This is a genomic window from bacterium (genome assembly GCA_040754625.1).
In the GTDB taxonomy this organism is placed as follows: Bacteria; JACRDZ01; JAQUKH01; order JAQUKH01; family JAQUKH01; genus JAQUKH01.
Genome location: JBFMCF010000110.1, coordinates 1 through 26,276 on the forward strand (window position 1 = coordinate 1; position 26,276 = coordinate 26,276).

Below are 26,276 nucleotides of genomic sequence, written 5' to 3' on the forward strand. Positions count from 1 at the left end.
TATCGTGTTAAATACACTTGCCAATTCTCTCAAATCCCTCTTAATCTCCCTTTTCTAAAGGGAGAAATCTAAAATTTACCCCGTTTCAAAACTTTCATTCCTTTCATACCTATTTTGACATTATCATTTGTAGGGGCACAATTTATTGCGCCCAACCAAGAGCATGATAAATCACGCCCTTACATTTATAAATCAAAAACTATTTTTACCGTAAATTTCCCGCTCTTTTCGATAATTTTCAACTGGTGATATGTGGCGGATTTTACCTCGTGATGGATCTCGTCGCTTCCCCAGTTTATTTTTTCTCCCCTGACTAACGCCCTAATAAAATATTTTTTGTCCTTTTCTGAAATTTTTATATTAAATTCTTTACAGTAAAATTCATCTTTTTCAAATCGAAAAATCAGTTCATTAAGCCAGCCGACCAGAAGCTCTTCCATCGAATCGGCGGATAAATCTATTTCAAAACGGAAATTCTTTCCTCTCTCAATTTTTCTCCCGATTAAATCAAAAAGAGCCTCCGCACTGCCGGCAAACAAGTTTTCAATTGTATCGGCTTCTACTTTTATCCCGATATCTGATTCATGGTCGAAAAACTCAAATTTTTTCATAAATAGTACAACATGTTTCTTTGAAACTTCCGGAACAGTTGAAAAATCTGAAAAATCTATCGCGCCATATTGGCCGTCTGTTGCGGGGTATGTTAAATTTGTCCTGAACGGAACTTGTCCTGAATTTTTTTTATTCTCGAAGGTAATCCTTTTCGCAAAAGATTAACCGCGTAGAGCCATTCCAGCCGTTTTTCAATAGGCCAGGCATGATATGCCAGCAGATGGTCATCATTAACGTAATAAGAAAAACCCGTAGAATGTTGTATTATGTGGTTCATATCTGAGGATAGATTTTTATTTTTTTTTCTCATGACTTTTTATTCTCTTTAAATGCTCTATATCCGTTAAATCCTGCTTCCTTCCGTAAAATTCCTTCATCTTAATTAAATCCGGAATGGAAATGACGGGGATTTCCAAGTCATACAGCTTTATCTTGACGGTATCTTTTTTTGCCTGAGAATAATTTACAGGGGAATCAATTATAATATCAATTTCTGCTATTGGCAGTTTCTCATTAAAAAAATTAAACGCCTTCATATTTTTTTCTTTTATCCATTTATTTCTTATTTCTTCATCAGCAAAATCAAAAGGATTAACCGGAATTTTCGGCTTATAACCCCATTCCAACAACTGTTTGAGAAGTCTCTTAACGTTTTCCTGCGAAAAATAAATTAATAAATCAATATCATAAGTAAGACGCGGCACTCCCTGAAAATTCACCGCTAACCCGCCTACCACAATATATTCAATCCCAAGTTCATTGAATTTTCTAAAGATAGCGTCATATTGCATTTTAGCTCTCCATAAAAATAATATATGTCAGTATATCAAATATTTTTTTTTAATGCAATGTCTTATGCGCTTTCCGCGGCAACGACCCGTCCACATTCCCATCTCAATAAAACATCAGAAAAGGAATTTTTAAATTTATCCCAATAATCCCAAAAATCTCCACGCGGAAATAATATGCCTGTTTAAATTACAGGTCTAATCAAAGGATTGAGTTTCGAGAGAAATTCATCACAGGGGATACACAAAACCCCGTTTTTCATTATGCGTTCCCTGCCGCGGTAAAGCAAATAAGGGGTGCTTTCAGGATAATCCGATTTGAAACTGTTCAACGCCCGTAAATCTTCAGGACGGATTCGTGATGTATTTTTTACTTCAATCGCCCAAAACACATCATCTCCGTACACCACAAAGTCAACTTCCGACCCTGCTTGTGTCTTCCAATAGTAAACCCTGTTTTTATCTTCTCTGTATGAATTCCATGCTATAAGATGGTTCTTGGTATTATTGTTTCCATATTAAGTCCAAAAATGGAATTACTGTTTCCAAAATAGTAGCTGACTATTTAGTTCCTGCCAAGTGTTTTAATTAAATCCTGCAATAAATATTATACTTGATATCTTTTTTCATAACATAGCTTCCACTATCGGTTTTATGACGTTATCAACACGGCAAACTTTTGCATACTGCATGATTTCCTTTGGTTTTATACCTTTTTCCTTAACAGCAATTTTAAGAGCGTCCCTTGCGACATTCATGCCTATTTTGTTCCGGAACTTAAAACAATCGGCAACCGTTTTAGCAAGGCAGTAAATTTTGATACTATGATTTTCAATTTCATGTTCTTCAATCCCGGCTTTCCATGTCCCGTGTCCAAACCGGTAAAATTTTACAGGAGGGTATTCAATCTTATTCGGATGAGCGCCCCGCGGAATAGCTATATCCACCTGATGAGGTATTTCATTCGTTGCTTCATGAAAGGAAAGGGCAGAAAGCAGGCATATCACACCTTTTGGCACCCTGATTGACACAGCGGCAAAATCAGGATTTGAAAGAGTAGATCCCTCAGATAGTCTATACAGGCCGCGATCAACTTTATCAATACTGCCGGATTTCAGGCTGACCTTAATGAGAGCTCTATTAAATCCAGCTTTGGTGATTTCCGCGTAGCCGGCCAGCCCGCCTCTCTTCTTAAAAAAATCAATAAGTTTCTCTTTTTTGTTATTCACAAAAATTTCCCTATTTATATACACTTGTTGATAAGTGTATAGCATTAAGGATGTAATGTCAAGGGGTATCTTTTGGCTTTTTCCTGGAACCGTTTCACTATTTTTATATGTTTCACCATGTGGTGAAATTGTCTATAAGAGTGAAACAAAAGTCAAGAGGCTTTTGAAAAATATTTGGAAATATCTGCAGTTTTTATCAATAAACCCATTTTAAAAATCTTTTTGCAAAGAACCCTCCGCACCAAATTATTGTTGGTTTGCACTAACCCATCACTATGAATTATTACTCTCAGTTGTTTCCTGATTTGGTGTGGGGGTAAAAGTGTAAAAGGACAAAGAGCTACAAAGTCCTGGCGCAACGAAACCCAACAAGGTAGCTCCGGAGCACCGGAACATACCTGCTGCGGACAGCGCACCGGGCGTTGAACAGATCATTGAGCCACGAGCCGCCCCGGAGCACCTTAGTATTTTTCTTTTCGTCATACCAACTATCAGTCCATTCACAGACATTACCAGTCATATCTTGACAGTTGTACGGACTTGCCCCATCAGGGTATTTAGTTACTTCAGTGGTGCCTCCAATACCAGATTCAGCGGTATTACATTTACTTTTATCAAACTCGTTACCCCAGGGATAGACCCAGCCGTCATTACCCCTTGCCGCTTTTTCCCATTCATATTCATCCGGCAGGCGATATTTTTCCCCTTCTTTTTCAGAGCGCCATTTACAAAAAGCCTCAACATCCTCGTAGGAAACCAGCGTTACAGGATGGTTTCCCTTACCCTCAGGGAAAACACGCTTTTCTTTATTCCAATTGTATGGTTTTGCCGAGCCTTGTTCCACATACGGCACATTGTAATCTTTTCGCTCGTTAATAAATTCCTGATACTGTCTATTTGTTACCGGAAACACATCGATATAATAATCTTTTGCGATTTCCTTCTCCAGTTTATCATCATTTGCCTTTTGGAATCAAAACCATATCGCCCGGCTGAAAAGTCTGGCTATATCCCCGGGATGTACTGGTTTCAGCGGCTTTGATAACGGTTGCCTCGGTCAGATGGATAAATCTCGCAATCAGCCAATCATCATCCGGGAAAAAAGGCTCTTTTTTGAGTATTTTTTTAAGACGGTCATCTATTTGTATTGCTTTTTTATTCTCATCCCCGCTCTTCACTTTTTCCGAATTTTCATTCGCGGCATCCTGAAGTTCCTGCAATTTTTTCGGATAATTTTTGATATCTCTGTGCACATCAGGAAATTTAAAAACAATTAAAGACCATTTTACATATAAAGCCGGAATAAAATATTTTTCTATCAGGGCTTTATGGTCAGGTTCTTCTTTATTTGCCTTGATTTTAATCTTCAGGTCATCAGCACGCCTGGATATGAATACCAGCAGGTTTATATATCTTTTCAACGCCCTTGGATTATCACCAATCCCGGCTTCAATAATATCAGCATATTCTTTATAACCATCGTTAACCAGCAATGATTTAATATACGCAAGCCTTTTTTCAGGTTCAACCGGCGGCAATTCCAGCGGCAGTTGTATCATCTTATCCAGATATTCTTCCGGAGAAACACAGGAGATTTTGCCTTCCTCTTTTGTATTCTGGTCTAAATACCGATAGCGGTAAGCTATTCCCTTCTCCACTACTTCCTTTGCCACGCAATTATTCAGATTATACACTTCACAAATAATTCATTCAAGACAAATGCCAAAAAATCAAATCAAAAACAGCATCAAATAATATGGAATAAAGTATAATGTTTGATCATAAACCTGTTTTTTGGCTAATTCGTTTTTTGTGATTACAATACCGTAATCGATTTTTTTGGATTGAATATACGCGGCAATGGCCTTTAAATTTTTGCTGTCGATATTTTTCGCGATCTTAACTTCAACAGGAAGAATTTTTTTGTCCTTAATAACTATAAAATCAATTTCTTTTTCGCCGTTCCGCCAGAAACTGATACCCGGGCGCGGATATTTTTGTTTTAAAATATTGTAAACCAGGTTTTCAATTATTTTCCCGAATACATCAGGGACTTCATCCATATGGCTTTCTTTGTAATGATTAAACGCGCAATTGAAATTAACAGAGGTAGTATAAACCTTTTTCAGGATTCTCCCGCGTTCAATCAAGCTTTTATGATATTTGAATAATATTTCGAATACAAAACTCTCTTTCAGATATTCCAGATATTTTTCTATTGTAAGGCTTGATATGCCTATATCCCGGGCAATATTTTTCAATTCAAACGTGGAACTGATATTATTTAACAATTGATAGGCGACCAGCTTAAATTCTTCTCTTTTCTCAATTCTATAAATTTTGATACAATCTTCCAGTATTTTCCCGAGAACGGATTCCGATATATACTCCGATTTGTTTTCGTCTGAATTCAAGGTCCGGCTCTCGGGAAACTGCCCGTTAATAATGTATTCTTTGCTTAGGTCATACACCTTTTTTCCATAAGTTAAATTATACCCGTTTAAGTGAAAATATGTCTTTGTTAAATCGAATAAATTAAATTTCTCCAAGGGCTCAAATTCAATTTTATTGATCTTTAAAAATTCGGTAAATGAAAGCGGAGGAAGATAATAATCAAATATTCTTCCGCCAAGGCTTTCTTTCGATTTGCCTTTTAATAAAATACTTTGTGAACCCGTGAGAATAAATTTTATTTTTTTATTGGATAGATCATAATATTTTTTTACTATTGCCTGCCAATCTTCGATATATTGAATTTCATCCAGGAACATATAAAGTATTTCATCTAAACTGGTGATTGTCTTTTGCTTGACTTCGCTTAAATAAATGTTTAAAACATTATCCAGAAATTCGGTTGTTTTTATCTGGCTTGAATAGTCAAATAGATAATAGAAGATGTTAATCGGTTTTATCCCCCCGGATAGTAAACCGGCAACTAATTGCTTAACAACTGTGCTTTTGCCAACCCGTCTTAAACCCACGATATTCAGCATTAAAGGATGGCTTAAATTTTTCTCCAGGTGGGAAAGAATATTCCGCCTGGGCCAGTCTTTTTCAGGAATTACATAATTACCATTTAACCACCATGGATTTTTTAATTGAAGATCTTGAATTGATAGCATTTAATTTTTAATAAATAATTACTATGTTTAAATTATAATTTAGATATAGTATACTATATCTAAATTGAATGTCAAGATAAAATGGGAAGCTGTTGATTATAAACATAGTAATTCAAAACTAATGAGGTTAACACCCTCTGTATTTGTTACATTTACAGATACTATATTATCCTATCTCTTTCAAAATTTTAATCAACGGTATATTTTTCTCCTCCGCAATTTTCTTACAGTCCTCATATTCCGGCTGGGATTTGATGAGTTTGCCGTTCAAATAGCCGTGTTTTACCCTTATTTTTCCGTATTTGGTTTGGACTTCCTTTATTTCCCTTTTCAGTTTTTTTCGCCTTGTTTCATGCATCCGGACACCAAAGGCTGTAGTTTCCTGAAGAATAATTTTAACAAATTTATCCGCCTTCGAGGTTTCGGCTAAAACCGTAAGCAAAGTTCCCGGCCTGTTTTTCTTGCCGTAAACCGGCGTAAAAAACACGTCCAGCGCGCCTTCTTTCATCAATTTTTCCATCAGGTATCCCAAAATCTGCGGATTCATGTCGTCTATGTTTGTCTCAATTACCGTAATAATGTCCTCTTCTTCGTTTTCAATTGATTCACCAATAATAACCCGAAGGAGATTCGGCATGCCAGGGGCGTCCCTGCCGCCCGCGCCATAACCTATATTTTTTATTTTCAGTTCGGGGCATTTTCCAAATCCATCAGACATTTCCGATATAATCACCGCGCCTGTCGGCGTAACCACTTCAAACGCCCCGTTTTCCAAACGGACGGGAATGCCCCGCAATATATCCGCCGTGGCGGGAGCGGGGATGGGCAAAACCCCGTGCATGGATTTAGACACGCCCTGCCCCAGCGGCAGGCTTGATGAATAAATTTTTTCTATCCCCATCATATCGAAAGCTATCACGCTCCCCACGATATCAACAACCGTGTCTATTGAACTCAGTTCATGAAAATGGATTTTCGCGATGGGAATATCGTGAAGTTTTGCTTCCGAAACAGCCAGGCGGTGAAAAATCTTAAGGCTTTTTTCTTTTATTTTTTTATCAAGCCCGCTTTTTTGAATTAACTTAATAATTTCATTATAATCGCGGCTTTTCGCATTTTTACTGATAACAACGTCAAATTTGGTTCCCGTCAGTGACCCGCGCCTGACTTTTTTCGCACGCAAGGAAAACTCTTTCAGTTTAAGACGGGCAAGTTCACTTTTAAATCTTTTAAAATCCAGCCCGGCATCAATAAGGCTTCCCAAGATCATATCCCCGCTTATGCCGCTGAAACAATCAAAATAGGCGATCCGCATCTTTTATGTTCTCCTTGAATCCTAAAAGGACCCACATTACAAATTAACAAAATTATATATTTTATAATAAATAGTGTCAATGTTTTAATGGGGTCCTGATTGCGTTTTTCATGTTATAATAAATTATGTTTAAAAACCAGATGCTTACCCTTGTTTTGCCCGCCTATAACGAAAAAGAAGCCGTAAATGATGTTATTTCGGGTCACATGGGCCTTGGAATTATTGATGAAGTCGTTGTTGTTGATAATAATTCCACTGACGGGACAGGAGAAATAGCATTGAAACTCGGGGCAAGAGTGGTAAAAGAGCAAAAGCAGGGTTATGGCCATGCCTGTATACGGGGACTGAAAGAGGCGGGTGGAGATCTGATAATCTTAATTGAATGCGACGGGACATTCATGCCGGAAGATGTTAATAAGCTTCTGCCATATATTGAAAATTACGATATGGTTATCGGCAGCAGGGTGAACAAGGATTTGAACCACCCCGGCGCCAACATGGACTGGATTATCAGGTATGGAAACTTTGCCCTGGGAAAGACCATGGAAATATTTTACCCGGGCGATTTTAAATTAAATGACGTCGGGTGCACGTTCCGGATAATTAAAAAAACAGCCCTTGAAAAATTTATCGGGAAACTGCGGATCGGCGGGGAAGACTTTACGCCTGAGCTTACATTTGAGGCCTTAAAATCAGGCGCGAAGATAATCCAGGTCCCGATAAGCTACCAGCCGCGCATCGGCAAAAGCAAACTATCTCCTGACAGGTTCCATTCCATCAGGATAGGACTAAAACATCTGTTTCATATAATATCACGCAGGCCCTGACAAAAATACCCATATCTCCTCCAATTATTTTCCATTTGTGCTATAATAAATAATATGGAACCGAGGCACTCAAACAAAATATTTTTAAGCCTTATTTTTGCCGGCCTGGCAATGACCGTGGGCCTGTTTTTCTTTAACGCGTTTCATGACCCCGCGAATGAGCCCATGGTCCCGAATATAGATGTCGCGGCGGTTAAAGCAAAAATCGGGAATGCAGGCCTTGTGCCGGTGGAAGCGAAATATTATAAAGAAATTAAATAACGGGTGAACCATGTCTAAGGCAAAAGTTATTCAATGCACGCTTTGCCCCAAGGAATGCAAGCTTTATGAGGGGCAAAAGGGCGACTGCCGGGTAAGGATACATTTAGACGGAAAGCTCAATACTTTGGTTTACGGCCGTCCCTGCGCCGTCCATGTTGACCCGATAGAAAAAAAACCGGTATATCATGTGCTCCCGGGAAGTGCGGCATTTTCCATCGCCACAGCCGGATGTAATTTACACTGCAAGTTTTGCCAGAACTGGGAAATTTCACAAAAAGACGCCGAGGAAACAACCAATTTCAACATGCCGCCCCGGGATGTTGTTAATAACGCTTTATCAAGCGGGTCGAAGTCAATCGCTTATACTTATTCTGAACCGAATGTTTTTTATGAATATGTTTTAGATACGGCGAAACTCGCGAAAAAAGCGGGGCTCAAAAATATAATAATTTCCGCCGGCTATATTAACCCGGAGCCTTTGAAAGAAATTTCAGAATTTATCGATGTATATAAAGTTGATTTAAAGGCCTTTAATGATAAATTCTACCAGGAGGTTTGTTCCGCGACACTTCAGCCGGTCATTGAAACCCTGAAAAACCTGAAAAGGTTCGGCGTCTGGACGGAGATTGTCAATTTAATCATACCGACTTTAAATGATGACCTTGCTGAAATCCGGAAGATGTGCCAATGGATAAAAACTGAATTGGGAAACGATGTCCCGGTCCACTTTTCCCAGTTCTATCCCCAGTATAAACTGAAAAATCTTTCGCCTACACCTCTTGAGACTTTGCTGCAGTCAAGAAAAATCGCCGCGGAAGAAGGGTTAAGGTATGTTTATCTCGGGAACATCCCGCAGGGGGAATGGAATAACACCTATTGTCCGAATTGTAAAAATCTCCTGGTTGAACGAATCGGATATTTTGTGAGGCAGGTCCAAATTAACAGCGGGCAATGCAAATTCTGCAAATTTAAAATTGCCGGCATCTGGGGATAAAAATGACAAGAAAAGAATTTTTAAAAAATTTTGTTTTATTTATCGGCGGACTGCTTTTTGTCAAGGATGCAAGTTTATTCAGGAAGGTTTTCAGCCCGCGAAAAGAAGATTTAAAAGAGGCGAAATTTTATAAAGTTTTTAAATAATTTCAATACTGCGGAGGGACTTTCCGTTTCTCTTTTTCGTCCAGTTGGTTATATTCCTTTCTCTCCTGATTGATTAAACGTTCAAGTTCCTTGATACGTTCGAGTTTTTGCCGCCTCTTTTCTTCCGTATCTTCTTCTTTTTCTAAAAAGATGGACTCGTTTATTTTATTTATTGAATTTGAGGCTTCTTTTTTAACTGATTCGTCAAAATCATATTTCATCACATACATCAGGTAAGGAATAACTTTTTTGTCTTTTGATGTTCCGAGGACGCGGATGATTTCTTTTCTTACAACCGGAGAAGAATCCACTTTAGAGGCGTCGATAAGAGGGTTTATAATTTTTAACCCGCCGATGGCTTCCAGGGCTTTCACTGCCTGCAATCTTATATCAGGCTTTATACTGGATTTTAATATATGGATTGCGATATCCAGACCCCGGTTATCTTCGAGTTTTCCCAATGCCTCAGCCGTATATACGCGAACCAGGGGAGATTCATCCTCCAATAAAGGAATGAGGTACTCCAGCGACTGCCTTTCTCTTAAATTTCCAAGCGCCGATATCACATCGCATTTTATCCATAAATCGTCTGTTTTTAAAAGCCGGATAAGAGGGTTTACCGCCCGCCTGTCCTGGGATTCCCCTAATTTTTTTATGATTTGTTTTTTTTCGACCTTGTCTTTGGTGTTCAGCCGTTCAAGCAGGTTGTTTATTTCTTCCTGGTTTTCCGCGGTATATAAAGACCCGTTTTCGGCAAAAGTTGTAAATTTTATCAAAAAAACAGAGTTCAACAGTATTAAAAAAAATAGTTTTATTCTGAAATTTTCCATAAATTTCCCGCCTGATATCTAATTTTTGGAAGGAGGAAAATCTATTATTAAGGAAAGCGCGACTACGATATAGCCAATGATTATTGAAAAGGCAGAGACATATGAAGCCCAATTATCTCCCGATTTGTTGGTTTGCGTCAAAAGGAGATAGCCCGTAACGGCAATGAATATGCCAGCAATAAACATAGTCACATTTCCTTTATAATTTTTTGATGTATTTTCTTTTTTGATTTTTTCTACATTTTCTTTTGCCATAATAAACCTGTGGTTTTAGCAGAAAGGATACATTTTTTTACAGGATTTGTCAAGTCCTTTCTATTTTACTTTTTCATACCTGTAACCGAGCCCGTGCACTGTTCTAATTACCGCCGGTTTATCCGGGTTTACCTCAATCTTTTTACGAAGCATGGCAATGTGCTGGTCTAAAGTGCGGGTCGTTCCGAAATAATCCGTCCCCCATACCGCGTCGAGCAGTTCGTTCCTGTCAATGGCTTCATTCGGGTGCGCGTAAAAATATTCCAATAATTTCAATTCCCTGGGGGAAAAATCAAAAGTTTTATTTCCACGGGTGCCGCGTAATTGACGCGCATCTATCCGGGTATTCCCCAGAACAAAATTATCAGGGGTCCTTGAATTGTTATTTTTTCCAGGGGTTGTTTTATTTACGCCGGACCGTCTTAGAACAGCGTCTATCCGCGCCAGGAGTTCGTGTATCCCAAACGGTTTTGTGACATAATCGTCGGCCCCCAGTTTAAGCCCCAAAACCTTATCGATTTCCTCCCCCTTGGCGGTAAGCAGGATTATCGGGACATCCCGGTCCTTGACGCGTATTTCCTGGCAAACATCATAACCGCTTTTTTCCGGCATCATAATATCCAAAATAAGCATGTCAATTTTTTGTTCCTGGAATAATTTTAACGCCTGCCTCCCGTCCGCGGCGGGAATTACATTGTATCCTTCACTTTCAAGCACATCTATTAAACCTTTGCGGATATTTTTATCATCTTCAGCAATAAGAATATTAATTGATTTCATTTTCTTCTCCAGAGTTTTATTATAAAACACGCTCCTCCGCCTTCCCGTGTTTCATAAATTATGTCCCCACCCAAATCGTTAAGAAGCCGTTTTGTGATACTTAACCCAAGCCCCGAACCGGGGTGTCTGGTTGTAAGTGAATTATCCACCCTGTAAAACTTTTCAAAAATTTTTTCTTTCTGACCCGCGGGAATACCGGTCCCTCTATCCATAATTTTCAGTTCACATAAATCACCGGGTAAATTCAGTTCCAATTCAAATTCTTTGCCACCAGACGCGTATTTAACCGCATTGTCAATTATATTTAAAAGTACCTGTTCAAACGCGTCCCTGTCTAAATCAACAAGGATTGGAGCTTCAGGTAAATTTTTTTTAATAAACATCCCCGCCTCTTTTATCCTGGGTTCCTGTGTTTCCAGTATATCATTTATACATTTGATAATATCGATTTTTTCCAGGTGATATTTTTTCCTGCCCTGTTCAAGGCGGCTGAAATCCAATACATTATTTACAAGCCTTGTCAATCTCTGGCTTTCAGACACAATAACATTTAAATAATCCTGTATCTTGTCCTGATTTTTTATACGGCCTTCCTTCATAAGTTCGGCATACATGCGGATCGTGGTAAGCGGGGTCTTGAGTTCATGTGAAACGTTGGAAACAAAGGATGTCTTTTGCCTGGCATCAACCATGTTATGATGTGCCTGCCACAATAACAATGTCCCTCCCGAAAGTATGGCTGTAAGAAAAATGCTTAAAATTAAACTCCCGATTATAAGAAAACTTTTTTGCGTATAGCCAGGGGCTTCCGCGCCGGTAAAATATATCCCTATTTCCCAGTGAGGCAAAACGGGCGCGAGGGATATGGAAGAATCCGGCATTTTGTTTTCCTCTATCATATCCCTGCCTATCTGATGGACCAGTTTCCCTTTTTCGTTAAGCAAACCAAACACTATGCCGGCCGGTGCCCCGGTTGAAAGCCCGGGTAAAATCCTTGACAGAAGATACATTGTTTCAATTTCCACGCCATAAACAGGCCCGTCTTTGGTTTTCTGAATCCATCCAAGCAGGTAAAGTTTATCCTCCCAGAACCAGGGTATCCAGCCGTTCCCGGTCACAATGTCCTGTTCTTCCCCGGGTGAGCGTTTTGAAGACAGGACATTCTTTGCGACTTCCCTGAGCTGGCCGGCACTTTTTAACGGCTGTTCTTTCCCTCCATAACCGATGCCGGTTCCATTTTCTTTTAATGTCCCTTCAGTATACCAGGAAATACGGCCTGAAAATAACCCGTTATAACGCGCCATAAATTCTTTTTCTCTTGATGTTACAGGATTGTCAGCGGGCGGCAGTAATAAACCTTTTTTTTGCTCATATATAAAAACATTGTATACAAGCGGGTTACTTTCTTCTAAATCATAAAGTTTGTCCCTCAAACTTTCGCCCGGCATTCGCGAAAGACTGTCTTTTAAAGCGTCCTTTACTGTTATTATTGACAACTCAATATCATTCGCAATGACCCGGGCCCTGTCCATAGCTGTAAAACGGACCTGCTGGTTTATTCTTTTTTGTTCGTTTTGAAGAATGCGAAAGGCCGTTACCCCGATAAAAACAGTGGGTAAGAAAAACAATAACAGATATATAACCAGTGATTTTTTGTTCATAACTGTTTATTATTTTACCAGGACAAGGGTCAAGTATTAAATCTGGAAAATTTTAATCTTGACCCTGTCTTTTATTAAAAGCGGTTTATTTATGCTTTTGCTGTTGAATCATTTGATAACTGTCCGTTCGTAATATTTTTCTGTTTTTCGCATCCCACCCTTTTTCCTCAATCTCGTCCACCTGCGCTTCCATTTCCCGGGCCCTGTTAATCAAATTTTTATCTCCCGTCTCTTTGCCGAGCGTTCTCAAGTTATCAATAGACCCCTTCAATTCCTTAATTGCTTCTTTCTTCTTGCCCTGGTCAGCCAGGGAAATGGCCTTATCCTGCGCGACCGCGCTGATATTAATATTATATTCCCTCTGGACATCTATGTTAATTGATTTGTTTACCTCTTCCTGGTTTTTGCTGAATTTTACTATAACATCGGCAGAAACATTTTCCGTCTTTTGCGAAACAGCGTTTTCATAAGAAATATTTGCTGTGGCTATTTTTTTGGTCTCATCCGATTTTTTGCTTGAAATCTCAACTTCTATTAAAGCGTATTTCTGCTGTTTACCGTAAAGCTGGTTCAGGTAAAGCTCTATGACCCCGTCTTTAATCCTGCCCTCGCGCCCGATTATTGAAACAGGGGATACTCCGTCTGAACACCGGATTTTTAAAATGACCTTTTTCGCAACAATACTCAAAACATCTCCCAGTTCCGCGGCGAATATCCGGGACAGGTCATTATCCGATTCAACAAAATATGAATTGCCGTCGCTGTTTTGAGAAAGCCTTGTCATCAAATCTTCATTATAATCCGTGCCTACCCCGACAGTAGTCACAGATATGTTTTCCTTTACGAGGGCCGACCCCAGTCTCCCGAGGTCATCGGGACCGCTTGGGCCGACATTTGCCAAACCGTCAGAAAGTAAAATTATGCGATGAGTGTATCCACTGCCGAGATTTTTGCGTATTTCCGACGCCCCCTGGCTTACACCGCCAAATAGCGCGGTGTTCCCACCCGCGTGAATACTACGTATACGCCCTTCAATCCATTCGGTATTTCTCGCGCTCTGGGCGGGCACAATTGTTTCTACATTGTGGTCATATATCACCAGTGAAAATATATCTTTGTCTCCCAGCCGCCTCAAAGCTTCAATTGCCGCCTTTTTCGCGTTTTCCAACTTGGTCCCTGCCATTGACCCTGAGCGGTCTAAAACGATAGACAGATTTACCGGCGGGCGCTGTTCTTCCCCCGGGGCTTCCGGCGCGTCCAGCGTCACCTTTAAAACCGCCTTCTGTTTTTCGCCCGCAGGGAGTATTCCCCTGTCAAGTTCAATACGGCAAATTACGGGAGAAGTGGAAGCCGCCAGAGAAAATGGTATCAAAACATTTAACATTACAACCATTAAAATAATTTTATTTGTTATGCTTTTCATTTTACCCTCCTTTTGACTGAATTAATACTAAACAATTTTTTTGATAATGGCAAGTGTTCTGTTACATAAACTTTAATATTACACCTCCTTTCAGATTTTTCTTATTTTTTCAACTTCCATATTACATAAAAATCCGGGATATGTCGTCATGGCGATGTAAAATGTTTGTAAAAAATTTGTAAAGATATCAATTAATTTTCTATGATATAATAATGTAAAATCGAAAGGGGATTCTATCTATGAAAAATATTTTATCGAAGGCACGTTATCTTACGCTTATAGCAATTCTTTCATCTTTTATTACATCCATCATGGCGTTTTTGTGGGGAGGCTATAAAACTTATACCGTTATAACCCATTTGATAGCCGCAATCGGCGGCGAAGAACACGGGATCGGCGTTGAACTCATCGCGATCATGGACACATTTCTTATAGCGACCGCCCTTTACATTTTCGCTGTGGGGCTTTATGAATTATTCATATCGGAGCTCAATCTCCCTGAATGGCTTACCATACACAACCTTCATGACCTCAAAGCAAAACTCATCGGCGTGATAATTCTTGTGATGGCGGTCACTTTTCTTGAACATCTTGTTCACTGGGAAAACGCGGCAAATACCCTTATGTTCAGCGGTTCAATAGCGATTATTACTACTGTCCTGATTGCCTTCGGTCATTTTGGAGGAAAGGATTAATTTGTGTTAATATCAGAAATCTGATATATTATCGCCATGTATATATTTATTTATATTCTCCTCTTACTTTTCGGCGCGGCTATCGGATGGATTTTAGCTTCTTCCAAACACAAAAAAGACGAAGCCCTTTTAATTGACCTGAAAAGCAATATCTCCGCCGGTGAAAATACCGTCAATGAACTGCGGAAACAAATCGAACAAAAAGACAACCTGATTAACGATACCCGCAAAAATCTTGAGTCAGAGCAAAAGGCCAGGGCGATCGCGGAAACAAGACTTTCCGAGGCGGATAAAAATATTGAAGAACAGAAGAAGCTTTTGGAACAGGCCCAGGAAAAACTCACAACTACCTTCCAGGCGCTTTCAGGCGAGGCATTAAAAAGCAACAACCAGGCGTTTCTTGAACTTGCTAAAGAAAGCCTCTCAGTCATATTAGGCAAAGCCAAGGGGGATTTTGACAGCAAAGAATCCGCGATAAAAAACCTTGTCCAGCCTTTGTCGGACGCACTGCAAAAATATGAAAGGCAGATAAATGAATTGGAAAAAACGAGGGTCTCGGCATACGCGAACCTTGACAGCCAGATTAAATCGCTTATTTCATCCGGGCAGCAGCTCCAGAAAGAAACGGGGAACCTGGTAACCGCCCTGCGACGCCCTGAAGTGCGGGGACGGTGGGGCGAAATTACGTTAAAACGGGTGGTTGAACTCGCGGGCATGTCAGAACACTGCGATTATATTGAACAGGTTTCCGTCAGCACGGAAGAGGGCCGCCTGCGTCCTGATATGATTATCCACCTTCCGAATGACAGGGAAATCGTTGTTGACAGCAAGGTTTCTCTGGACGCATACATCGACGCAATCGCGCAGGACACAGAAGAAAAGAAAAAAAACCTCCTGATGAAACACACCCAGCAGGTAAAAAATCATATAAAGATTCTCTCAGGTAAAAAATACTGGGAACAATTTCCGAAAGCGCCTGAGTTTGCAGTGATGTTCATGCCGGGAGAATCGTTTTTAAGCGCCGCGCTGGAAAACGACCCCGCTATAATCGAAGATGGAATCGCGGCAAAAGTAATAATCGCGACGCCTACCACGCTTGTCGCGCTTTTGCGCGCCGTGGCGTACGGCTGGAGGCAGGAACAGATCGCGAAAAACGCGCAGGAAATCGCAGATCTGGGCAAAGAACTTCATAAAAGGTTCGAAACCTTCATGGAACATTTAAACAAAACCGGAAACAGCCTTTCCCAGGCGGTAGGAAATTACAATAAAATGGTAAGCTCCCTTGAGACCCGGGTCATGGTCAGCATTAGAAAATTCAAGGAGCTGGGGGCGTCTGAAAATAAAGACCTTCCTGAAATCGCGTCAATTGAATGTACGCCGGTTAAACCCCAGGGAGAAGAAGATGGTAATTAAACCGGAGTGATAAATATGATAAAAACCAAGATTATTTGCACAATCGGCCCGGCCACGGAATCATATGAAACGCTTTTAAAAATGTCCAATGCCGGCATGAATATCGCCCGGTTAAACATGTCTCACGGGACCCACGCGAGCCACTTAAAAGTAATAAAACATATCAGGGCCGTCAATAAAACGGCGGATTTCCCGGTAGCAGTCCTTTTAGACACGCAGGGCCCTGAAATAAGAACAGGCGATTTAGCCTCCCAGCTGGACCTCAAAACAGGTTCAATCATTTCAATTACGCTCCGTGACGGGATAAACGTCGAAGAAACCTCCATCCATATCAATTATGACGACTTATTGAACACGGTAAAAGTCGGGGACAAAATTACAGTCGATAACGGTTTAATCAATCTTGAAATACTGGAAAAACAGGACCGTTTAATGAAATGCCGGGTCATAAACGGCGGAATCTTGAAAAGCAAACGCCATGTAAACCTGCCGGGCATCAGGGTAAATTTACCGGCAATAACCCAGAAGGACAGAGATGATATCCGTTTCGGTCTTGAAAATAAAGTGGATTTTATCGCGCTGTCTTTTGTTCGTGAAGCAAAGGACATAAGGCAGTTAAAGAAGTTGATTGGAAACAAGGCCGGCAAGGTAAAAATCATAGCGAAGATCGAGGACCAGGAAGGGGTAAAAAACATAGATGAAATAATAGAGGTATCGGACGGTATCATGGTCGCGAGGGGGGACCTCGGGGTTGAAATAAACGTCGAAGAGCTTCCCAATGTCCAGAGGGAAATAGTGCGAAAATGCGCCGAGAAGGGACGCAGGGTGATTATCGCGACCCACCTCCTGGAATCGATGATACAAAACCCTATCCCGACACGCGCGGAAGTAACGGATGTCGCTAACGCGGTTTACGAAGAAGCTGACGCGGTCATGCTCTCGGGTGAGACGGCCGCCGGGAAATACCCGGTGAAATGTATTGAATATCTGAATAAAATCATCCAGAAGTCCGAAAAACTGCATGGATTGAATTTTTACGAGAAACTCATCATAGGAAACGACAAACAACATCTTACAGTTTCGGCCGTTAAACTCGCTGAATCACTCAAGGCGCGGGGGATACTGGTATTTACCCGCAGGGGATATATGGCTGACCTCACAACAAATTATCATCCCTTTTCCGCAAACATATACGCGTTCACAAATACAGGCCATGTCCGGCGCACATTGATGCTGAACCGCGCGGTAATTCCTTTTGAAATAACATTCAATGTGGACCCCGAAAAAACCCTGCAAACGGCGTTTAATATATTAAAAGAAAAAGAAGGGTTTCAAAAGGGGGATAAAATTGTGGTGATATCGGACGTTTTAACCGGTGATAAAAAAACAGACGCGATCCAGATAAGAGAAATTAGTTAAAATATATGCAAATATTTCCTTTAATTTATACTATCCTGTTCTTTGTTATTTTAATAACCTCGGTAATTTATATTCAATATGTGTTTTCATTGCTTCAGATAAGATTTAAAAAAGGCAGCTGCCAGATAGCGCAATACCAGGACCTGCCGGATTACCTCCGGCAGGTTTTTAAACCTTACCAGGATGAACTGCTTGAGCTCGGGTTTATTTTATCCCACTGCGAACTTGTCGATCCGGTTTTTTCAGCGAATGGCCAAAAAATATGGATTTGCGCCTACCTTAAAAATGATGAGGGAATTTATGCGGAACTCAAACTGGCCAATATCGTGGAACCCCCGTTATTATGCGATATAAGTTTTTCCTCTGTATTCGCGGATGACAAGTTTCTCACAACTTTAAATTATCTGAAACATGCCGTTGTCGGTGAAATACCGAATACGACAATACAAGACCCATACGCGGACACGCTGGAAGGGCATTTATCAAAACACCGTGAATATCTAAAACAACAGTATCCGAAAAATCCCGTGGTTATCACCCCGGAACGCTACGCGGATTTGTCGAATAACGCGCTTCAAAATTATGTCATTAAACTGGAAAAAGATAATTATGTTCAAAACGCGGGAGACGGCGAATATTCGTTAAAATTAAAACCCACGCTGACAGCGGGACTGCGGGCGCTTGGCCGTTTTTTTAAAATCCAGGGAAGAAAACAGCGCGCCCTGGACAAACTTAAAAAACAAAAACAGCCCATACCCCGGGTCCCCGTGGAAATCGAGGTTGAAAATTTTCTATGGTATGAAAGCTACAGCAAATCAAGGCCCATTAAAAAGTTTATTAAACCTGCGCTTTTGGTGCTTACGCTTGTTTTATTTCTTTTGTCATTTAGCGTTTCTTTATCAATGAAAATAGTTTTCTGGATCGCGATAACTATTTTTATACATGAACTGGGGCATTATTCAGGCATGAGGTTATTCGGATACCGCGACACAAATATTTTCTTTATACCGTTTATAGGCGCTGTTACAACCGGCATGAAAGAAGACGCCCCTGTTTATCAAAAGTTAATCATATATCTTCTTGGGCCTGTCCCCGGCATGATTATCGGGACGATAATGATGCTTGTCTTTATCATTAAATATTCATCTCCTGAACCGCTTTTCGCCGAGGCCGGGACGGCTTTTATCGCCATTAATTATTTTAATATGCTGCCGGTCCTTCCCCTGGACGGGGGCCAGGTGTTTAACCTTCTTTTATTCACGCGGTTTCCGCTGTTAGAAGTGTTTTTTTATATCGCAAGCGCCGTAATTTTATCTATTCTGGGTTTTGCCATGCAAACCGGTTTCCTTTTTATTTTCGCGGTCATAATGCTTTCCGCCGTCCCTTCCAAAATAGCCGCCGCCCGCGTTATCAAAATTATAAGGCAAAGAATAAACTCGGAAGGATTAAACATAAACGACGAAAAACTTTTGATTGCCTTGATTTTCAGTTTATTGAAAGACAAACGGCCCCTGAATTTCAGGCAGAAAATAAATATTGTAAAAGAAATCCGCTGGCGGGTAAAAAGCCCCCTGCCGGACATTAAAACAACTTTTGCCGGTATCTTCGCTTATATCGGTTTCTTTATCCTGCCTGTGATTTTAATTGTTGTATCCGCAATAACGTATGCGATATTTTTCAGGCCTTTGCCGAAAACAAACAGGAACGATACTCTTCCATCCCGTGTCATTTTGCCGGTCACGAAGGAAAATTTTAATACTTTCGCTGGAAAAACAAATGAATTTAAGAAATGAAGAACTTATTTGAATCCAATCCTGAAAGCCCCCGTGTTTATGTTGTCGAGGCGTCCGCGGGATCCGGAAAAACATACGCTCTCGCGAGGCACTATTTAAACCTTCTTTTCCGGGATGGTTCCCATCCAAAAGACATCGAAAATATACTCGCGATCACATTCACAAACAAGGCCGCCGCTGAAATGAAGGAAAGAATTCTGGAAGCCTTAAGGAAAATCGCTTTTGACAAATTCTCGGGCCCTGAAGAAAAAAAATCCATTTTAGAAAACATACCAGACATAAAAAACATACAAATCAAGGCGCAGGAACTTATGGATTATATCATAGCCAACTACAGCTTCTTTCAGATACAGACTATCGACAGCTTCATTAATAAAATTCTTACAAGCTGTGCGTTCAGGCTGGATATATCTCCAAATTTCGAGATAAAAGACGACCATTCACGCCTTCTTTTATACAGCCTTGATGAATGCATTGATGATGCTAATCACAATAAATTCACCAGGGAAATTTTTAATAATTTTCTGCACCAATATTTATATCTTGAAAACAAGGTCGGATGGATGCCGAAAAAAGATATTTTAAACTTGATAAATTCAATGTATTCACAGAAAAATATTTATGGAAAAAATTTTCGAAAATTCGATTTAAAAGGTGAAAATATTTTAATATCAAAACGCAGTTTGCTTAAACTCTACCGTGCCCTGAACGAAAAAATGACTCCTGATATTAACGGAACTTTCCGGAACTTTTTAGCCAAATTTGTTGAAAACAATGAAGATAATTTCGACTTCGCCGATATTACGAAAAAAACATTTTTAAGAGATGAACTTCCCGCCCTGAAAAATAAAACTATTCCAGACGAACTTAATAAGCTTTGGAAAGAAATCCGCTGTAAGTCTTCAATCCTTTCCGAAAAAGAATCAGCTTCATTTTTTAACTGTTATATTGATATTTTTAATATGGTTTATGAAATATTCAGGAAGAATGCGAGAAAAGATGATTTATTATTTCTCGGCGAACTTAACGAACAGGCGCATTCACTTATCCGGAAAAATGAAATCGACGTGCCGGAACTTTATTTAAGGCTTTCGACACGAATCAGGCATTTTCTTATTGATGAATTCCAGGATACAAGCGTCCTTCAATGGCGGAATCTGGATCCGATGATCGAAGAAATTCTCTCTACAGGAGGAAGTTTTTTTTATGTCGGTGACAAAAAACAGGCAATATTCAGGTTCCGCGGAGGTGAATCCGCTTTATTTGATAATATAAAAACAAATTACCGGGAGTATGTAAAACAAAATTTCCTGGACACAAATTACCGGAGCCAAAAAGCAATTATCGAATTTATAAATAAAGTTTTCGCAGAAGGAAATTTAAGGAATTTCATTAATTATCAGCAAAGTGAAAATGATACGCTCCGGAATTTCAGTGAAAATGATATAGATGAGATAACTGATATTTTTTCATTCGCAAAACAGAAACACAGGACAGATGAAAAATACCAATTTGGTTTTGTAAAAGTGGAAGCAGTTGAAATTGCCGATAAAGAAGAAAAATATGAAATCATCAGGGAAAAGCTTTTAACCCTTATTGAAAAGTTAAATCCACAGGACGGCATACGCCTTAAAGATATCGCGATTATATGCCGTGAGAATGAAGAGGTGGAACTTGTGAGCAGCTGGCTGATTGATAAAAAAATCCCTGTCGAATCCGAAAAAACATTAAACATAAAAAATAATCCTTTTATAAAGGAACTAATTTCCTTCCTTAAATTTCTGAACTCGCCGGTAGATAATCTTTCTTTTGCATCATTTATAATAGGGGATGTTTTTTTAAAAGCATCAGGCCTTAAAAGAGAAATTATTGAAGATTATCTTTTCGGGCTGAGGGAAAAATATTCCATGGAAGCGGGTTTTTATATTTATCGTGAATTTCAGAATACTTATCATGATATCTGGAATGATTATATTGATAATTTTTTTAAAACCGCAGGTTTTACTGAATTATATGAGTTTATAATTGATATTTATAAAAAATTTAATGTGTTTAAAAATTTTCCCGGCCAGCAGGCGTTTTTTATGCACTTCTTTCAAATGATAAAAGAGAACGAAAAGGAACATAATGGAATAACGAATTTCCTTGAATATTTTGAAGAAGTAAACAATAAAAATATTTTTATTAACGCAAAGGATATAAATGCCATAAAGGTTTTAACAATTCATAAATCCAAGGGCCTTGGATTTGGAAGTGTGATAATCCCTTTTCTTGAATTTGATAAAAATTCATTCAAATCGAGCAAAAACCAGAATATAAATTTCATTGACAAGGATTCTGAAAATCTTTCACTTGTCCGACGTGACAAAAAATATGCCCAATTGTCAGAACATATCGCTTCTATGTACAAAGAAGAATACAAAAAATCGTTTATTGATGAGCTCAATACGCTATATGTCTCCCTGACGCGGGCAAAAAACGAACTTTATATTTTTATCCCTTTTTCTCTTAAAAAAACTGCTGACGAAAATGGTGAATTAAAAACAGGAAATATCGCTAAATATCTTATCCCCGAAAATATTTACGAATGGGGAACCGCGCATAAATATTTGACGGAACCGGATGATAAAACATCATCCATAACTTTATCTTTGCCTGAATATAAAGAATGGATGCTGTTTCTCAAAGAAGAATTTCATGACGTTAATTCAATAAAAAACAGGAGCCAGATATTAAAAGGCAAAATTCTGCATGAAATCTTAAGCTCAATAGAAAATATGGCTGAAGAAAGTCAGAAAGGTGCGGTTGAAAAAGGCATTTCAAAAGCACAGGTATTATTCCCGGATGTTTCTGCTTTTTCTGAATTCAAATCGATAATAAACAAACTTTTGGATAAACCAGAATTAAAAAAGTTTTTCTATGTCTCTGACGGGAAGGTATATCTTGAGAAAAATGTTGTCGACTATTTCGGAAACACAAAACGGATTGACCGCCTGGTTATAAAAGAAAATGAGGTATGGATTGTTGAATATAAAACAACCGGTGAATCTACTGCAGATTATAAAGAGCAGGTTAAAAATTATATGGATTTAATTAAAGAACTATTCCCGTCAAAAACAATCAAAGGATTCGTAATATTCCTGGAAGAGGCCAAAGCGGAAGAAATATGAATTTGATTTTTTATTACTTTTCGCTGTGCAAAATCCCGCCTGTGGCGAAATTTTCTTTTTCCATCTCTTCAATAACAATCCATACCGCATCAGGTTTTACTCCGATTGAAGAAATAATAGCATCAGTTACTGCTTTACTCATTTTCTTTTTTTGTTCAAGCGACCGGCCTTTTAAGATTTGAATGTTAACTATCGGCATATTTATACTCCTTTAAATATAAACATACAGGAATTTCAGGATTATTTCAAGTGGATTTAATAGGAATTTTTTTCAAGCATTTTATGCTTGACTTATTTAATAAATGAATTATAATTATGACTTATTTATTAAATAGTTAGTAAAAAATGGAGGGATATGCAATGAGAAAGCCTGTATTATCTTCTTTGATTCTGCTCATAATCTGCTTAATTTCTAATTATAGTGTGTTAGCGCTTACCTTAACACCTTCACCCTATGATATGAAGATAAATTCACTCACTTCAACCGTTAACTATGATTCATCCGGCATTAAAAATATAACATTTAGCGGAAACGTGTCAGGCTCTGGAGGACCTGTAAACACAATCAGCTTCTGGTCCGCAGATTCCTATAGTTTTTCTATGACACATCCTTTATCACACACTTCTACCCCGGGAAGTGAATTTTTTGAAGTGAGGCTGGATGCTTCAGGCAATTTTAATTTTGTTGCGGACGATTTTGGATTTGCAGGCCTGTCATTTGATACATACAGTTCAACATGGTCCAATTTAACTGAATATTCCTATTATAGTCTGAGTGACATAGATTTATCTAAAGGTTTTTTTATCGGTTTTGATGAATCTTACACAGAATTTCCAAATCACTATACTGAATTTCCATATTATTTTACATTAGCTGACAGCAATTGCTATGTGCATGATTTTGGCATGTGGCCGGCCGAGTTTAGCCCTGCCTCTACAGATTATCCTACTTTTGAATATAATAAGACTTATGGCGGCCAATTTGCTGCTGTGCCGGAACCAACTGCATTTATGCTACTGGGTTCACTCTTATTTGGAATTAAGTTGGGCAGAAAAAAGATAAAAAACTAAATTTTAATGTAAATTTATTGGCCATTAATAACTATTATAATTATGCTAAAATTATGTAGTTAACCAATATTTATATTAAAATACCATGCAAAAAATAATCACATATAATTTCAGTGAAGATTTTATATCAAATTTTGCTGATTATCTTGTAACGAACTTCATCAGGAAAAACAGTGATTTAAGCCGGGTATCAATTATCTTCGGCGGGAAACGGCCGTCTTTATTTTTAAAACGCGAGCTTGCAAAAAGGAATAAACGAAGTTTCTTTCCCCCTCAGTTTTTTTCAATTGACCAGTTTGTAAATTATATTGTATCAAAAAACGGGCACTTTCATATACCACACGATTTAGAGTCATATTATATAATCTATAATGTAGCCAAAAAAATTTCTCCGGAGCTTTTACTAAAACACGCCGGATTTTCTGATTTTTTGCCGACAGCGCAAGAGATTGCCGGATTTATTGATGAACTGGACATTGAAAATATTTCTGCTGAAAACCTCAAACCTGTTGAGACCCTTTCAGAAATAGGTTATGAAATACCCCCGAATATTAATAAATTACTTACAGGTATTATCAAATTAAGAAATTCATACCATAATGAACTTAGAAACCGGAATTTTATTTCCCGCGGGCTTATGTATATGGATGCGGCAAAAATTATTAGAGAAACAAAATTCCCTGAATTTGATAAAATTCTTTTTTGTAATTTTTACTATCTTCATAACACTGAAAAAGAAATAATTAAATATCTTATTAATGAAAACAAGGCCTCAGCCTTTTTTCAAAAGGATTCAAATACCTGGCCTGTTTTCGATGAGCTATCAAAATTATTTAACCACAGAATCGAGCCGCCTGTCACCCATTACCTATCACCTAAAATAAGTATCTATAAAGGTTTTGACAGCCAGTCACAGGCCGGATTGGCGCGTGAAATTCTAAAACGCGAAATCATTGAAAAAGACGGGTCCCTTGAGAAAACCGTAATCATCCTTCCCGACCCGGATAACCTTGTTCCCCTCCTGTCAGAAATTTCCACTGTCGTGGAAATTTTCAATGTTTCCATGGGTTATCCTTTAAAAAGAAGCACGCTTTATAATCTTATTAAAACTATCGTTAACGCTCAACTAACAAAAAAGGGGGACACCTATTATACAAGAGATTATATCAGGGTAATTCTTAACCCGTTAATAAAAAACTTGAAAATTTCTTCCGATCCCGCCATAACCCGCATACTGGTACACAAAACCGAAGAAGTCCTTCTGGGAATGAAAGAAACCCCCTTAAGCGGAAGCCTTTTCCTGGAACTTGACGATATTGAAAATTCAAATGAACTTTTTGAATTCTGTTCTAAAATGGCCCCCGGCACCGGAGCGCATGAATTTAAAAATATTCTGAAAGAGATCCACAGGCTTTCATTCCGCCTATGGGAAAATATCACGGACTTTTCCCGGCTGTCCGCGAGCCTTGAAAAGTTTAACGATTACCTTCTTTCAAAAAGTTTTATCCACAGTCACCCCATTAACACAAAAATCCTGGACAGGATTTACGGCATTATCGATGAACTAAAAGCCGCTGAATTCAAAAACCAGCCTTTTGACAAGGAAGATATTTTCAGGATATTCGACAAAAAAATACACAGCGAAGCCGTCTCTTTTTCCGGTTCCCCATTAAAAGGGCTTCAAATTCTCGGGTTATTCGAAAGCCGTTCCTTAAACTTCGAAAATGTGATTATCATGGATGTCAACGAATCAATAATCCCGGGGACACGGGACGGTGAATCGATAATTCCATGGCAGGTCATGGAAAACCTCGGGCTGCAAAAACTAAAACAGGAAGAGGAAATCCAGAGATATCACTTTATGCGTTTGGTCTCGGGTGCAAAGAAAGCTTATTTGATCTATGACGGGTCTCCTGAAAAAGAAAAAAGCCGTTTTCTCGAAGAAATCATCTGGCAGAAACAAAAAGAACAAAAAACGCTTAATGTCTTTTCTGAAACCTGCGTGAAATATAATCCCGCGAACGCTTCAGCCGCGATAAAAACGAAAAAAAAGAACGAAAAGATAATCAAATATTTTAAAGAGGATTTTATTTATTCACCATCAAGCGTCGACACCTACCTGAACTGCCCGGTGAAATTTTATTACCAGTATGTTTTAAGGCTCAGGGAGAAAGAAGACCTTCTTGACGAGGTTGAGGCCAGGGACATCGGTACATTCATACATGAATTGCTTGATTATTCATTCAGGGGATTTTTAAACAAAAAACCTGTTATTGACAATAACTATGAAAAAGGGTTTTTTGATTTATTCAGCCGCAGGTTTTCCGAAAGGCTTGAAAAAAGACTGGGGCCGGAAGCATTTCTTGTAAGAGAAGTCATGGAATACAGGCTGAAAAAGTTCCTGGAAAACGAACGTTCGCGGGACGTAAAAAAGGTTCTTTCGCTCGAGGAGAAACTTTCCGGGAAAATAAA

The 26,276-nt window shown here is 39.0% G+C and carries 26 protein-coding genes; 11 read left to right on the forward strand and 15 right to left on the reverse strand.

Annotated elements, in window-relative coordinates; all coding sequences use genetic code 11:
• Positions 1-185: 185 nt before the first annotated feature.
• From AB1498_10535 to larC, 9 genes are all read right to left on the reverse strand, one after another.
• A complete protein-coding gene (locus AB1498_10535; GenBank protein ID MEW6088725.1) occupies positions 186-611 on the reverse strand; it encodes an archease in 426 nt (141 codons plus the stop codon).
• Positions 612-703: 92 nt separating this feature from the next.
• Entirely contained in the window at positions 704-922 is a 219-nt protein-coding gene (locus AB1498_10540) for a hypothetical protein (protein MEW6088726.1), read from the reverse strand.
• Positions 906-1,403, reverse strand: coding sequence for a nucleotidyl transferase AbiEii/AbiGii toxin family protein (locus AB1498_10545; protein ID MEW6088727.1), 498 nt, complete (start codon positions 1,401-1,403; stop codon positions 906-908). The genes AB1498_10540 and AB1498_10545 overlap by 17 nt, the downstream gene beginning before the upstream one ends.
• A gap of 182 nt (positions 1,404-1,585) precedes the next feature.
• On the reverse strand, positions 1,586-1,888 hold the full coding sequence (locus tag AB1498_10550) for a DUF4143 domain-containing protein (protein MEW6088728.1): 303 nt from the start codon (positions 1,886-1,888) through the stop codon (positions 1,586-1,588).
• A 138-nt stretch (positions 1,889-2,026) separates the two neighbouring features.
• Positions 2,027-2,629: a transcriptional regulator gene (locus AB1498_10555; protein ID MEW6088729.1), complete on the reverse strand. Its 603-nt coding sequence runs from the start codon at positions 2,627-2,629 to the stop codon at positions 2,027-2,029.
• Between the two features lie 340 nt (positions 2,630-2,969).
• Positions 2,970-3,578, reverse strand: a complete 609-nt coding sequence (locus AB1498_10560; protein MEW6088730.1) for an SUMF1/EgtB/PvdO family nonheme iron enzyme — start codon at positions 3,576-3,578, stop codon at positions 2,970-2,972.
• A gap of 7 nt (positions 3,579-3,585) precedes the next feature.
• A complete protein-coding gene (locus tag AB1498_10565; protein ID MEW6088731.1) occupies positions 3,586-4,302 on the reverse strand; it encodes a hypothetical protein in 717 nt (238 codons plus the stop codon).
• A 57-nt stretch (positions 4,303-4,359) separates the two neighbouring features.
• Positions 4,360-5,751 (reverse strand): ATP-binding protein, encoded by a 1,392-nt coding sequence (locus AB1498_10570; GenBank protein ID MEW6088732.1) that lies wholly within the window; start codon positions 5,749-5,751, stop codon positions 4,360-4,362.
• 166 nt (positions 5,752-5,917) lie between these two features.
• Complete coding sequence (gene larC / locus AB1498_10575; GenBank protein MEW6088733.1) at positions 5,918-7,066, reverse strand: nickel pincer cofactor biosynthesis protein LarC; 1,149 nt, start codon at positions 7,064-7,066, stop codon at positions 5,918-5,920.
• Positions 7,067-7,191: 125 nt separating this feature from the next.
• Here larC and AB1498_10580 point away from each other — a divergent pair, with 125 nt between their 5' ends.
• The 4 genes from AB1498_10580 to AB1498_10595 are packed head-to-tail and all read left to right on the forward strand — an operon-like array spanning position 7,192 to position 9,294.
• Positions 7,192-7,893 (forward strand): glycosyltransferase family 2 protein, encoded by a 702-nt coding sequence (locus AB1498_10580; protein MEW6088734.1) that lies wholly within the window; start codon positions 7,192-7,194, stop codon positions 7,891-7,893.
• A gap of 54 nt (positions 7,894-7,947) precedes the next feature.
• On the forward strand, positions 7,948-8,154 hold the full coding sequence (locus AB1498_10585) for a hypothetical protein (GenBank protein MEW6088735.1): 207 nt from the start codon (positions 7,948-7,950) through the stop codon (positions 8,152-8,154).
• A 10-nt stretch (positions 8,155-8,164) separates the two neighbouring features.
• The gene (gene amrS, locus AB1498_10590; protein ID MEW6088736.1) at positions 8,165-9,148 is read left to right on the forward strand and encodes an AmmeMemoRadiSam system radical SAM enzyme; all 984 of its coding nucleotides are present in this window, start codon (positions 8,165-8,167) and stop codon (positions 9,146-9,148) included.
• A gap of 2 nt (positions 9,149-9,150) precedes the next feature.
• Positions 9,151-9,294, forward strand: a complete 144-nt coding sequence (locus tag AB1498_10595; protein MEW6088737.1) for a hypothetical protein — start codon at positions 9,151-9,153, stop codon at positions 9,292-9,294.
• Positions 9,295-9,296: 2 nt separating this feature from the next.
• On the opposite strand, the gene AB1498_10600 is transcribed toward AB1498_10595, so the two are convergent.
• The 5 genes from AB1498_10600 to AB1498_10620 form a co-directional block, all read right to left on the reverse strand.
• Positions 9,297-10,124: a HEAT repeat domain-containing protein gene (locus AB1498_10600; GenBank protein ID MEW6088738.1), complete on the reverse strand. Its 828-nt coding sequence runs from the start codon at positions 10,122-10,124 to the stop codon at positions 9,297-9,299.
• 18 nt (positions 10,125-10,142) lie between these two features.
• Positions 10,143-10,379 carry a hypothetical protein gene (locus AB1498_10605; protein ID MEW6088739.1) on the reverse strand — a complete coding sequence of 79 codons (237 nt, stop codon included), beginning with the start codon at positions 10,377-10,379 and terminating at the stop codon, positions 10,143-10,145.
• Between the two features lie 60 nt (positions 10,380-10,439).
• Positions 10,440-11,159, reverse strand: a complete 720-nt coding sequence (locus AB1498_10610) for a response regulator transcription factor (GenBank protein MEW6088740.1) — start codon at positions 11,157-11,159, stop codon at positions 10,440-10,442.
• The gene (locus AB1498_10615) at positions 11,156-12,820 is read right to left on the reverse strand and encodes a HAMP domain-containing sensor histidine kinase (protein MEW6088741.1); all 1,665 of its coding nucleotides are present in this window, start codon (positions 12,818-12,820) and stop codon (positions 11,156-11,158) included. Before AB1498_10615 ends, AB1498_10610 begins: the two co-directional genes overlap by 4 nt.
• An 85-nt stretch (positions 12,821-12,905) precedes the next feature.
• Positions 12,906-14,243 (reverse strand): VWA domain-containing protein, encoded by a 1,338-nt coding sequence (locus AB1498_10620; protein ID MEW6088742.1) that lies wholly within the window; start codon positions 14,241-14,243, stop codon positions 12,906-12,908.
• Positions 14,244-14,482: 239 nt separating this feature from the next.
• On the opposite strand from AB1498_10620, the gene AB1498_10625 reads away from it, so the two are divergent.
• From AB1498_10625 to AB1498_10645, 5 genes are all read left to right on the forward strand, one after another.
• A complete protein-coding gene (locus AB1498_10625) occupies positions 14,483-14,938 on the forward strand; it encodes a YqhA family protein (GenBank protein MEW6088743.1) in 456 nt (151 codons plus the stop codon).
• Positions 14,939-14,974: 36 nt separating this feature from the next.
• Positions 14,975-16,351: a DNA recombination protein RmuC gene (gene rmuC / locus AB1498_10630; GenBank protein MEW6088744.1), complete on the forward strand. Its 1,377-nt coding sequence runs from the start codon at positions 14,975-14,977 to the stop codon at positions 16,349-16,351.
• 15 nt (positions 16,352-16,366) lie between these two features.
• On the forward strand, positions 16,367-17,770 hold the full coding sequence (gene pyk / locus AB1498_10635; protein ID MEW6088745.1) for a pyruvate kinase: 1,404 nt from the start codon (positions 16,367-16,369) through the stop codon (positions 17,768-17,770).
• An 89-nt stretch (positions 17,771-17,859) separates the two neighbouring features.
• Entirely contained in the window at positions 17,860-19,563 is a 1,704-nt protein-coding gene (locus AB1498_10640; protein ID MEW6088746.1) for a site-2 protease family protein, read from the forward strand.
• Positions 19,560-22,733: a UvrD-helicase domain-containing protein gene (locus AB1498_10645; GenBank protein ID MEW6088747.1), complete on the forward strand. Its 3,174-nt coding sequence runs from the start codon at positions 19,560-19,562 to the stop codon at positions 22,731-22,733. Before AB1498_10640 ends, AB1498_10645 begins: the two co-directional genes overlap by 4 nt.
• 13 nt (positions 22,734-22,746) lie before the next feature.
• Here AB1498_10645 and AB1498_10650 read toward each other — a convergent pair whose 3' ends face one another.
• A complete protein-coding gene (locus AB1498_10650) occupies positions 22,747-22,932 on the reverse strand; it encodes a 2-hydroxymuconate tautomerase (GenBank protein ID MEW6088748.1) in 186 nt (61 codons plus the stop codon).
• A 161-nt stretch (positions 22,933-23,093) separates the two neighbouring features.
• On the opposite strand from AB1498_10650, the gene AB1498_10655 reads away from it, so the two are divergent.
• Both AB1498_10655 and AB1498_10660 read left to right on the forward strand, forming a co-directional pair.
• Positions 23,094-23,804 (forward strand): PEP-CTERM sorting domain-containing protein, encoded by a 711-nt coding sequence (locus AB1498_10655; GenBank protein MEW6088749.1) that lies wholly within the window; start codon positions 23,094-23,096, stop codon positions 23,802-23,804.
• An 85-nt stretch (positions 23,805-23,889) separates the two neighbouring features.
• A partial coding sequence (locus AB1498_10660) for a PD-(D/E)XK nuclease family protein (protein ID MEW6088750.1) occupies positions 23,890-26,276 on the forward strand: 2,387 nt, incomplete at its 3' end.

Excerpts from the sequence above, each read along its gene's own strand:
- AB1498_10535 (MEW6088725.1), bottom strand. The coding sequence starts at position 611 with ATGAAAAAATTTGAGTTTTTCGACCATGAATCAGATATCGGGATAAAA.
- AB1498_10540 (MEW6088726.1), bottom strand. The coding sequence starts at position 922 with ATGAGAAAAAAAAATAAAAATCTATCCTCAGATATGAACCACATAATA.
- AB1498_10545 (MEW6088727.1), bottom strand. The coding sequence starts at position 1,403 with ATGCAATATGACGCTATCTTTAGAAAATTCAATGAACTTGGGATTGAA.
- AB1498_10570 (MEW6088732.1), bottom strand. The coding sequence starts at position 5,751 with ATGCTATCAATTCAAGATCTTCAATTAAAAAATCCATGGTGGTTAAAT.
- larC (MEW6088733.1), bottom strand. The coding sequence starts at position 7,066 with ATGCGGATCGCCTATTTTGATTGTTTCAGCGGCATAAGCGGGGATATG.
- AB1498_10580 (MEW6088734.1), top strand. The coding sequence starts at position 7,192 with ATGTTTAAAAACCAGATGCTTACCCTTGTTTTGCCCGCCTATAACGAA.
- AB1498_10585 (MEW6088735.1), top strand. The coding sequence starts at position 7,948 with ATGGAACCGAGGCACTCAAACAAAATATTTTTAAGCCTTATTTTTGCC.
- amrS (MEW6088736.1), top strand. The coding sequence starts at position 8,165 with ATGTCTAAGGCAAAAGTTATTCAATGCACGCTTTGCCCCAAGGAATGC.
- AB1498_10595 (MEW6088737.1), top strand. The coding sequence starts at position 9,151 with ATGACAAGAAAAGAATTTTTAAAAAATTTTGTTTTATTTATCGGCGGA.
- AB1498_10600 (MEW6088738.1), bottom strand. The coding sequence starts at position 10,124 with ATGGAAAATTTCAGAATAAAACTATTTTTTTTAATACTGTTGAACTCT.
- AB1498_10605 (MEW6088739.1), bottom strand. The coding sequence starts at position 10,379 with ATGGCAAAAGAAAATGTAGAAAAAATCAAAAAAGAAAATACATCAAAA.
- AB1498_10610 (MEW6088740.1), bottom strand. The coding sequence starts at position 11,159 with ATGAAATCAATTAATATTCTTATTGCTGAAGATGATAAAAATATCCGC.
- AB1498_10615 (MEW6088741.1), bottom strand. The coding sequence starts at position 12,820 with ATGAACAAAAAATCACTGGTTATATATCTGTTATTGTTTTTCTTACCC.
- AB1498_10620 (MEW6088742.1), bottom strand. The coding sequence starts at position 14,243 with ATGAAAAGCATAACAAATAAAATTATTTTAATGGTTGTAATGTTAAAT.
- AB1498_10625 (MEW6088743.1), top strand. The coding sequence starts at position 14,483 with ATGAAAAATATTTTATCGAAGGCACGTTATCTTACGCTTATAGCAATT.
- rmuC (MEW6088744.1), top strand. The coding sequence starts at position 14,975 with ATGTATATATTTATTTATATTCTCCTCTTACTTTTCGGCGCGGCTATC.
- pyk (MEW6088745.1), top strand. The coding sequence starts at position 16,367 with ATGATAAAAACCAAGATTATTTGCACAATCGGCCCGGCCACGGAATCA.
- AB1498_10645 (MEW6088747.1), top strand. The coding sequence starts at position 19,560 with ATGAAGAACTTATTTGAATCCAATCCTGAAAGCCCCCGTGTTTATGTT.
- AB1498_10650 (MEW6088748.1), bottom strand. The coding sequence starts at position 22,932 with ATGCCGATAGTTAACATTCAAATCTTAAAAGGCCGGTCGCTTGAACAA.
- AB1498_10655 (MEW6088749.1), top strand. The coding sequence starts at position 23,094 with ATGAGAAAGCCTGTATTATCTTCTTTGATTCTGCTCATAATCTGCTTA.